This is a genomic window from Streptomyces sp. B93 (assembly GCF_018070565.1).
Lineage (GTDB): Bacteria > Actinomycetota > Actinomycetes > Streptomycetales > Streptomycetaceae > Streptomyces.
Map to the genome: position 1 here is coordinate 23,733 of NZ_JAGPXL010000064.1, position 6,000 is coordinate 29,732.

Here is a 6,000-nt window from a genome sequence, read left to right on the forward strand (position 1 = left end):
TCCACAGTGGCTTACGGGAGTGACTGTCGGGTCCCTACAGAACGGTTCTCGCCGCCAACCACCCGCGTCACGCGGAAACGTGTGGTCCGGGCCCGGCTCACGCGCGATGATGCGGAGCGGACCGGATCACGATCGCACCAGCCGCCGGTCAAAACCGAACAGAGAGAGACGCAGGTGCCTCATACCATCGACGAAGCCTTCACGGCGCTGCCGTTGCGTGCCCTCGCCGACGCCGCGCTCGCACGCGCGCGTGCGCTCGGGGCGGAGCACGCCGACTTCCGCCTGGAGCGGGTGCGCAGCGCCTCCTGGCGGCTGCGGGACGCGCGGCCGTCCGGGTCCTCGGACACCACCGACCTGGGGTACGCGGTGCGGGTGGTGCACGGCGGTACATGGGGGTTCGCGTCCGGCGTGGACCTGACCATGGACGCCGCCGCGAAGGTGGCGAGCCAGGCCGTGGCCATGGCGAAGCTGTCCGCGCAGGTGATCAAGGCGGCAGGGTCGGACGAGCGGGTGGAGCTGGCGGACGAGCCCGTGCACGCCGAGAAGACCTGGATCTCGTCGTACGAGATCGATCCGTTCACCGTGCCCGACGAGGAGAAGTCGGCGCTGCTGGCGGAGTGGAGCCGTGGGCTGCTGGCGGCGGACGGGGTCGACCATGTCGACGCCTCGCTGCTCACCGTCCACGAGAACAAGTTCTACGCCGACACGGCCGGGACGGTCACCACCCAGCAGCGGGTGCGGCTGCATCCGCAGCTGACGGCCGTGTCGGTGGACGAGTCGAGCGGGGAGTTCGACTCGATGCGGACCATCGCGCCGCCGGTGGGGCGCGGCTGGGAGTACCTGACGGGCACCGGGTGGGACTGGGAGTCCGAACTGGCGGAGCTGCCGGTGCTGCTCGCCGAGAAGATGCGGGCGCCGAGCGTGGAGCCGGGGCTGTACGACCTGGTGGTCGACCCGTCCAACCTGTGGCTGACCATCCACGAGTCCATCGGCCACGCCACCGAGCTGGACCGGGCGCTCGGCTACGAGGCGGCCTACGCCGGTACCTCCTTCGCCACCTTCGATCAGTTGGGCAAGCTGCGCTACGGCTCGGAGCTGATGAACGTCACCGGCGACCGCACCGCCGAGCATGGCCTCGCCACCGTCGGCTACGACGACGAGGGCGTCCGGGCGCAGTCCTGGGACCTGGTGAAGGACGGCACGCTGGTCGGCTACCAGCTGGACCGCCGGATCGCCCGCCTGACCGGCTTCGCGCGGTCCAACGGCTGCGCCTTCGCCGACTCCCCCGCCCATGTGCCGGTGCAGCGCATGGCCAATGTGAGCCTGCGGCCCGACCCCGCCGGGATGTCCACGGAGGACCTCATCGGCGGGGTGGACCGGGGCATCTACGTCGTCGGGGACCGGTCCTGGTCCATCGACATGCAGCGCTACAACTTCCAGTTCACCGGGCAGCGCTTCTACCGGATCGAGAACGGGCGGATCACCGGCCAGCTGCGGGACGTCGCCTACCAGGCGACCACGACCGACTTCTGGGGTTCGATGGCGGCCGTCGGCGGTCCGCAAACGTACGTCCTGGGCGGTGCCTTCAACTGCGGCAAGGCCCAGCCGGGCCAGGTCGCGGCCGTCTCCCACGGCTGTCCGTCCGCGCTCTTCAAGGGCGTCAACATCCTCAACACGACGCAGGAGGCCGGTCGATGAGCGCGCCCGTGAACAAGCCGCACGAGATCGTCGAGCGGGCCCTGGAGCTGTCCCGGGCGGACGGCTGTGTCGTGATCGCCGACGAGCACTCCACCACCAACCTGCGCTGGGCGGGCAACGCGCTGACGACGAACGGTGTCACGCGCGGGCGCACGCTCACCGTCGTCGCGACCGTCGAGGGGAACGAGGGCACGGCGTCCGGGGTGGTGTCGCGGTCCGCGGTGACGGCGGACGAGCTGGAGCCCCTGGTGCGCGCCGCCGAGGCCGCCGCGCGCGGCGCCGGTCCCGCCGAGGACGCCCAGCCGCTGGTCACCGGCGTGCCCGAGGCGCCCGACTTCACCGCACCGCCCGCCGAGACGTCGTCCGCGGTGTTCGCCGACTTCGCCCCCGCGCTGGGCGAGTCCTTCGCACGCGCGCGTGCGGGCGGCCGTGAGCTGTACGGCTTCGCCAACCACGAGCTGGTCTCCACCTACCTGGGCACGTCGACGGGGCTGCGGCTGCGCCATGACCAGCCCAACGGGACGCTGGAGATGAACGCCAAGTCGCCGGACCGCACCCGCTCGGCGTGGGCGGGCCGCTCGACCCGCGACTTCACGGACGTCGACCCCGCGGCGCTCGACGCCGAGCTGGCCGTACGCCTCGGCTGGGCGAAGCGGCGCGTGGAACTGCCCGCCGGGCGGTACGAGACGCTGCTGCCGCCGACCGCCGTCGCCGACCTGCTGATCTACCAGCTGTGGTCGGCTTCGGGCCGGGACGCGGCCGAGGGCCGGACGGTGTTCTCCAAGCCCGGCGGCGGCACCCGCGTGGGCGAGCGGCTCAGCGAACTGCCGCTCACCCTGCGCAGCGACCCGAAGGAGCCCGGCCTGGAGACCCCGCCGTTCGTGGTGGCGCACTCCTCCGGCGCCGACCAGTCCGTCTTCGACAACGGTCTGCCGGTCAGTGCCACCGACTGGATCCGCGACGGCGAGCTGACGCGTCTGACGACCACCCGGCACAGCGCGGCGCTGACCGGGCTGCCGGTGGCCCCGGCGATCGGCAACCTCGTCCTGGAGGGCGGTTCTCAGGCGTCCCTGGAGGACATGGTCGCCTCCACCGGGCGCGGGCTGCTGCTGACCTGCCTGTGGTACATCCGCGAGGTCGACCCGGCCACGCTGCTGCTCACCGGGCTGACCCGGGACGGGGTGTACCTCGTCGAGAACGGCGAGGTGACCGGCGAGGTGAACAACTTCCGGTTCAACGAGTCGCCGGTCGGTCTGCTGGGCCGCGCGGTGCAGGCGGGCCGTACGGAACGGACGCTGCCGAGGGAGTGGAGCGACTGGTTCACCAGGACCGCGATGCCCGCGCTGCGCATCCCGGATTTCAATATGAGCTCTGTCAGCCAGGGCGTATAACCTCGTAGGCGCGCCTGTCGGCTGTCACCCGACCGGCCGAAGATCATCAAGCGGACCGCCGAGGACCATCGGGCGGACCCTCGAAGACCACCTAGGAGACACGAGAACCGTGACGGACATCGTCGACGAGCTGAAGTGGCGGGGGCTGTTCGCCCTGTCCACTGACGAGGACGCTTTGCGCAAGGCGCTCGCGGACGGTCCCGTCACCTACTATTGCGGCTTCGACCCGACCGCGCCGTCGCTGCACGTGGGGCATCTGGTGCAGGTGCTCACCCTGCGCCGCCTCCAGCAGGCGGGGCACCGCCCGCTGGCGCTGGTCGGCGGCGCCACCGGTCTGATCGGCGACCCCCGCCCGACGGCGGAGCGCACGCTGAACAGTCCGGAGACGGTCGCCGGGTGGGTGGGCAACCTGCGCGCCCAGATCGAGCCGTTCCTGTCCTTCGAGGGCGAGAACGCGGCCGTGATGGTCAACAACCTCGACTGGACGCAGGATCTGTCCGCGATCGAGTTCCTGCGCGACATCGGCAAGCACTTCCGCGTCAACAAGATGCTCACCAAGGACTCGGTCGCCCGCCGTCTGGAGTCCTCCGAGGGCATCAGCTACACGGAGTTCAGCTACCAGATCCTCCAGGGCATGGACTTCCTCCAGCTCTACCGGAGGTACGGCTGCACGCTCCAGCAGGGCGGCAGCGACCAGTGGGGCAACCTCACCGCCGGTCTCGACCTGATCCACCGGCTGGAGCCGGACGCCACCGTGCACGCGATGGCGACGCCGCTGATGACCAAGGCGGACGGCACCAAGTTCGGCAAGACCGAGGGCGGCGCCGTCTGGCTGGACGCCGAGATGACCACGCCGTACGCGTTCTACCAGTTCTGGCTGAACGTGGACGACCGGGACATCAGCCGGTACATGCGCATCCTGTCCTTCCGGTCCCGTGCGGAGCTGGAGGAGCTGGAGCGGCAGACCGAGGAGCGGCCGCAGGCGCGGGCCGCGCAGCGGGCGCTGGCCGAGGAGCTGACCACGCTGGTGCACGGCGCTGACCAGACGGCCGCCGTGATCGCCGCGTCCCGGGCGCTGTTCGGGCAGGGCGAGCTGGCCGGCCTGGACGAGCGGACGCTGGCGGCGGCCCTCTCCGAGGTGCCGCACATCCAGGTCGCCGAGCCCGGCCCGGTGGTGGACCTGTTCGCCGAGGTCGGCCTGGTCCCCAGCAAGTCGGCCGCCCGGCGCACGGTCAAGGAGGGCGGCGCGTACGTGAACAACGCCAAGGTCGCCTCCGAGGACGCCGTCCCCGCCAAGGAGGACCTGCTGCACGGCCGCTGGCTGGTGCTGCGGCGCGGCAAGAAAAACCTGGCCGCCGTCGAGGTGACCGGCGGCTGACCGTCGGCCGAGGCCGGGCCCGGGAGTCGTACGTGCGGCTCTCAGGCCTGGCGTCGGCTGCCGCGCAGGGCGACGTAGGCCCGGTCGCCCAGGGAGACGATGATCACCGCGGCGACCACCTGGAAGACATGCCGCCACCAGTCGATGCCCGCGGTCGCGTCGACCCCGGCCGCGCGGGCGATCGCGTTGCCCGCGATGGCGCCCAGGATGCCGAAGATGGTGATCAGCCACAGGGGGCTGTGCTGCTTGCCCGGGATGATCGCCTTGGCGATCAGGCCGAGCACGAATCCCACGATGATCGCCCACAACCATCCCATGGCTGCCTCCTCGTACGGCTCGATCCGCATGCGGTGCACTGCCCAGTCTTGGCATGGCCCCGGGAAGTCGCACCTCTCGTACGGCCATCCGGCGGGCGGCCTTCATGAGGGCCGGTCGGCCCCTTGGCGGCGGAGGCGCCCCCGCTCTCGAGGACGGCGGAAGTGCGGCGTAACGTGGAAACCAGCCGGGCCGGGGCGAGTCCGACGCGGGTGGATGGTGGAAGTGCGATGCTGAAACGGCATAACGGCGGCGGTGCCCAGGTGTTCCGGATCACCGGTGCCCGGCAGGGTCTCCAGGACGACGTCCGAGGACGTCAGCGCCGGTATGTGATCTCGATGTCCATCCGTACCGTGTCGGTGGTCCTCGCGGCCGTCCTGTGGGGCGTGGAGCGTCATGTGGCGATCGTGGCGCTGGTACTCGGGGCGGTGCTCCCCTATATCGCGGTGGTGGTCGCCAACGCCGGGCGGGAGAACGCGCCGTCGCTGCCGTCGACCTTCGTGACGACGCCGACTCCGCCGATGATCGGGCCCTCCCGGGAGGGCGACGACGCCGCTCCTGCGACGGAAGGGACGAGCGGAAGCGCGAGCGAAGCGGGCGACCGGCGATAGCACGACGACCGCTCGACGGGTCACCGCCGGTTCCGGCCAAGCTCAAGAAAAGCTCAGATCAATAGTGTTGTTCCGGTGCCGGGGGGCCGGTTACCCGTGACATACTTCGTAGGCGCTCCGCATCCCCCGTCGGAGCGACGGACCGACGCCGGGCAGCTCCCCCCGTGGCTGCTCGGCGTCGCCTTTTGAGCGCGGTTGTGAGACGAACCTGTGAGTGACGAGAACACCCCCATCTGCTCGGCCAAGGGCTGCCGCACGGCCGCCGTGTGGGTGCTGGCCTGGAACAACCCGAAGATCCACACGCCGGAGCGCCGCAAGACCTGGCTGGCCTGCGAGGAGCACCGGGAGCATCTGTCGCAGTTCCTCGGGGTGCGGGGGTTCCTGAAGGACGTGGTCCCGCTGGCGGAGTGGGAGTCGGCGGAGCGGGCCTGAGGCCCAAGGTCCGGCCGTCAGCCGCCGATGAGGCCCGAGGGCCCCGCCGTCAGCCGCCGATGGCGGACATCGGGCGGTCCGGCTGGACGAAGGCCGGGTCGTCCAGCCCCGCGCCCGCCTTCTTCCCCCACATCGCCAGCTTCCAGATCCGGGCGATCTCCTCGTCCGGCGCGTC

General features: G+C 71.1%; 6 protein-coding genes and 1 pseudogene. 5 read left to right on the forward strand and 2 right to left on the reverse strand.

Translation table 11 applies throughout. The features are described 5' to 3' along the window. Window positions 1–174 precede the first annotated feature (174 nt). The 3 genes from KBY47_RS33445 (at window position 175) to tyrS (ending at window position 4,467) form a co-directional block, all read left to right on the forward strand. On the forward strand, window positions 175–1,698 hold the full coding sequence (locus KBY47_RS33445; RefSeq protein ID WP_210927927.1) for a TldD/PmbA family protein: 1,524 nt from the start codon (window positions 175–177) through the stop codon (window positions 1,696–1,698). After that, window positions 1,695–3,089 (forward strand): metallopeptidase TldD-related protein, encoded by a 1,395-nt coding sequence (locus KBY47_RS33450; protein WP_210927928.1) that lies wholly within the window; start codon window positions 1,695–1,697, stop codon window positions 3,087–3,089. Before KBY47_RS33445 ends, KBY47_RS33450 begins: the two co-directional genes overlap by 4 nt. Window positions 3,090–3,198: 109 nt before the next feature. Next, window positions 3,199–4,467 carry a tyrosine--tRNA ligase gene (gene tyrS, locus KBY47_RS33455; RefSeq protein ID WP_210927929.1) on the forward strand — a complete coding sequence of 423 codons (1,269 nt, stop codon included), beginning with the start codon at window positions 3,199–3,201 and terminating at the stop codon, window positions 4,465–4,467. Between the two features lie 41 nt (window positions 4,468–4,508). Here tyrS and KBY47_RS33460 read toward each other — a convergent pair whose 3' ends face one another. Further along, window positions 4,509–4,784, reverse strand: coding sequence for a GlsB/YeaQ/YmgE family stress response membrane protein (locus tag KBY47_RS33460; protein WP_210927933.1), 276 nt, complete (start codon window positions 4,782–4,784; stop codon window positions 4,509–4,511). A 228-nt stretch (window positions 4,785–5,012) separates the two neighbouring features. Here KBY47_RS33460 and KBY47_RS33465 point away from each other — a divergent pair, with 228 nt between their 5' ends. Beyond that, the gene (locus KBY47_RS33465; RefSeq protein ID WP_210927930.1) at window positions 5,013–5,393 is read left to right on the forward strand and encodes a DUF3099 domain-containing protein; all 381 of its coding nucleotides are present in this window, start codon (window positions 5,013–5,015) and stop codon (window positions 5,391–5,393) included. Between the two features lie 210 nt (window positions 5,394–5,603). Then, window positions 5,604–5,825, forward strand: coding sequence for a hypothetical protein (locus tag KBY47_RS33470; RefSeq protein ID WP_210927931.1), 222 nt, complete (start codon window positions 5,604–5,606; stop codon window positions 5,823–5,825). Between the two features lie 49 nt (window positions 5,826–5,874). Here KBY47_RS33470 and KBY47_RS33475 read toward each other — a convergent pair. Next, window positions 5,875–6,000, reverse strand: a pseudogene (locus KBY47_RS33475) (GTP 3',8-cyclase MoaA); the annotation flags it as partial.

Excerpts from the sequence above, each read along its gene's own strand:
- KBY47_RS33450 (WP_210927928.1), top strand. The coding sequence starts at position 1,695 with ATGAGCGCGCCCGTGAACAAGCCGCACGAGATCGTCGAGCGGGCCCTG.
- KBY47_RS33460 (WP_210927933.1), bottom strand. The coding sequence starts at position 4,784 with ATGGGATGGTTGTGGGCGATCATCGTGGGATTCGTGCTCGGCCTGATC.
- KBY47_RS33465 (WP_210927930.1), top strand. The coding sequence starts at position 5,013 with ATGCTGAAACGGCATAACGGCGGCGGTGCCCAGGTGTTCCGGATCACC.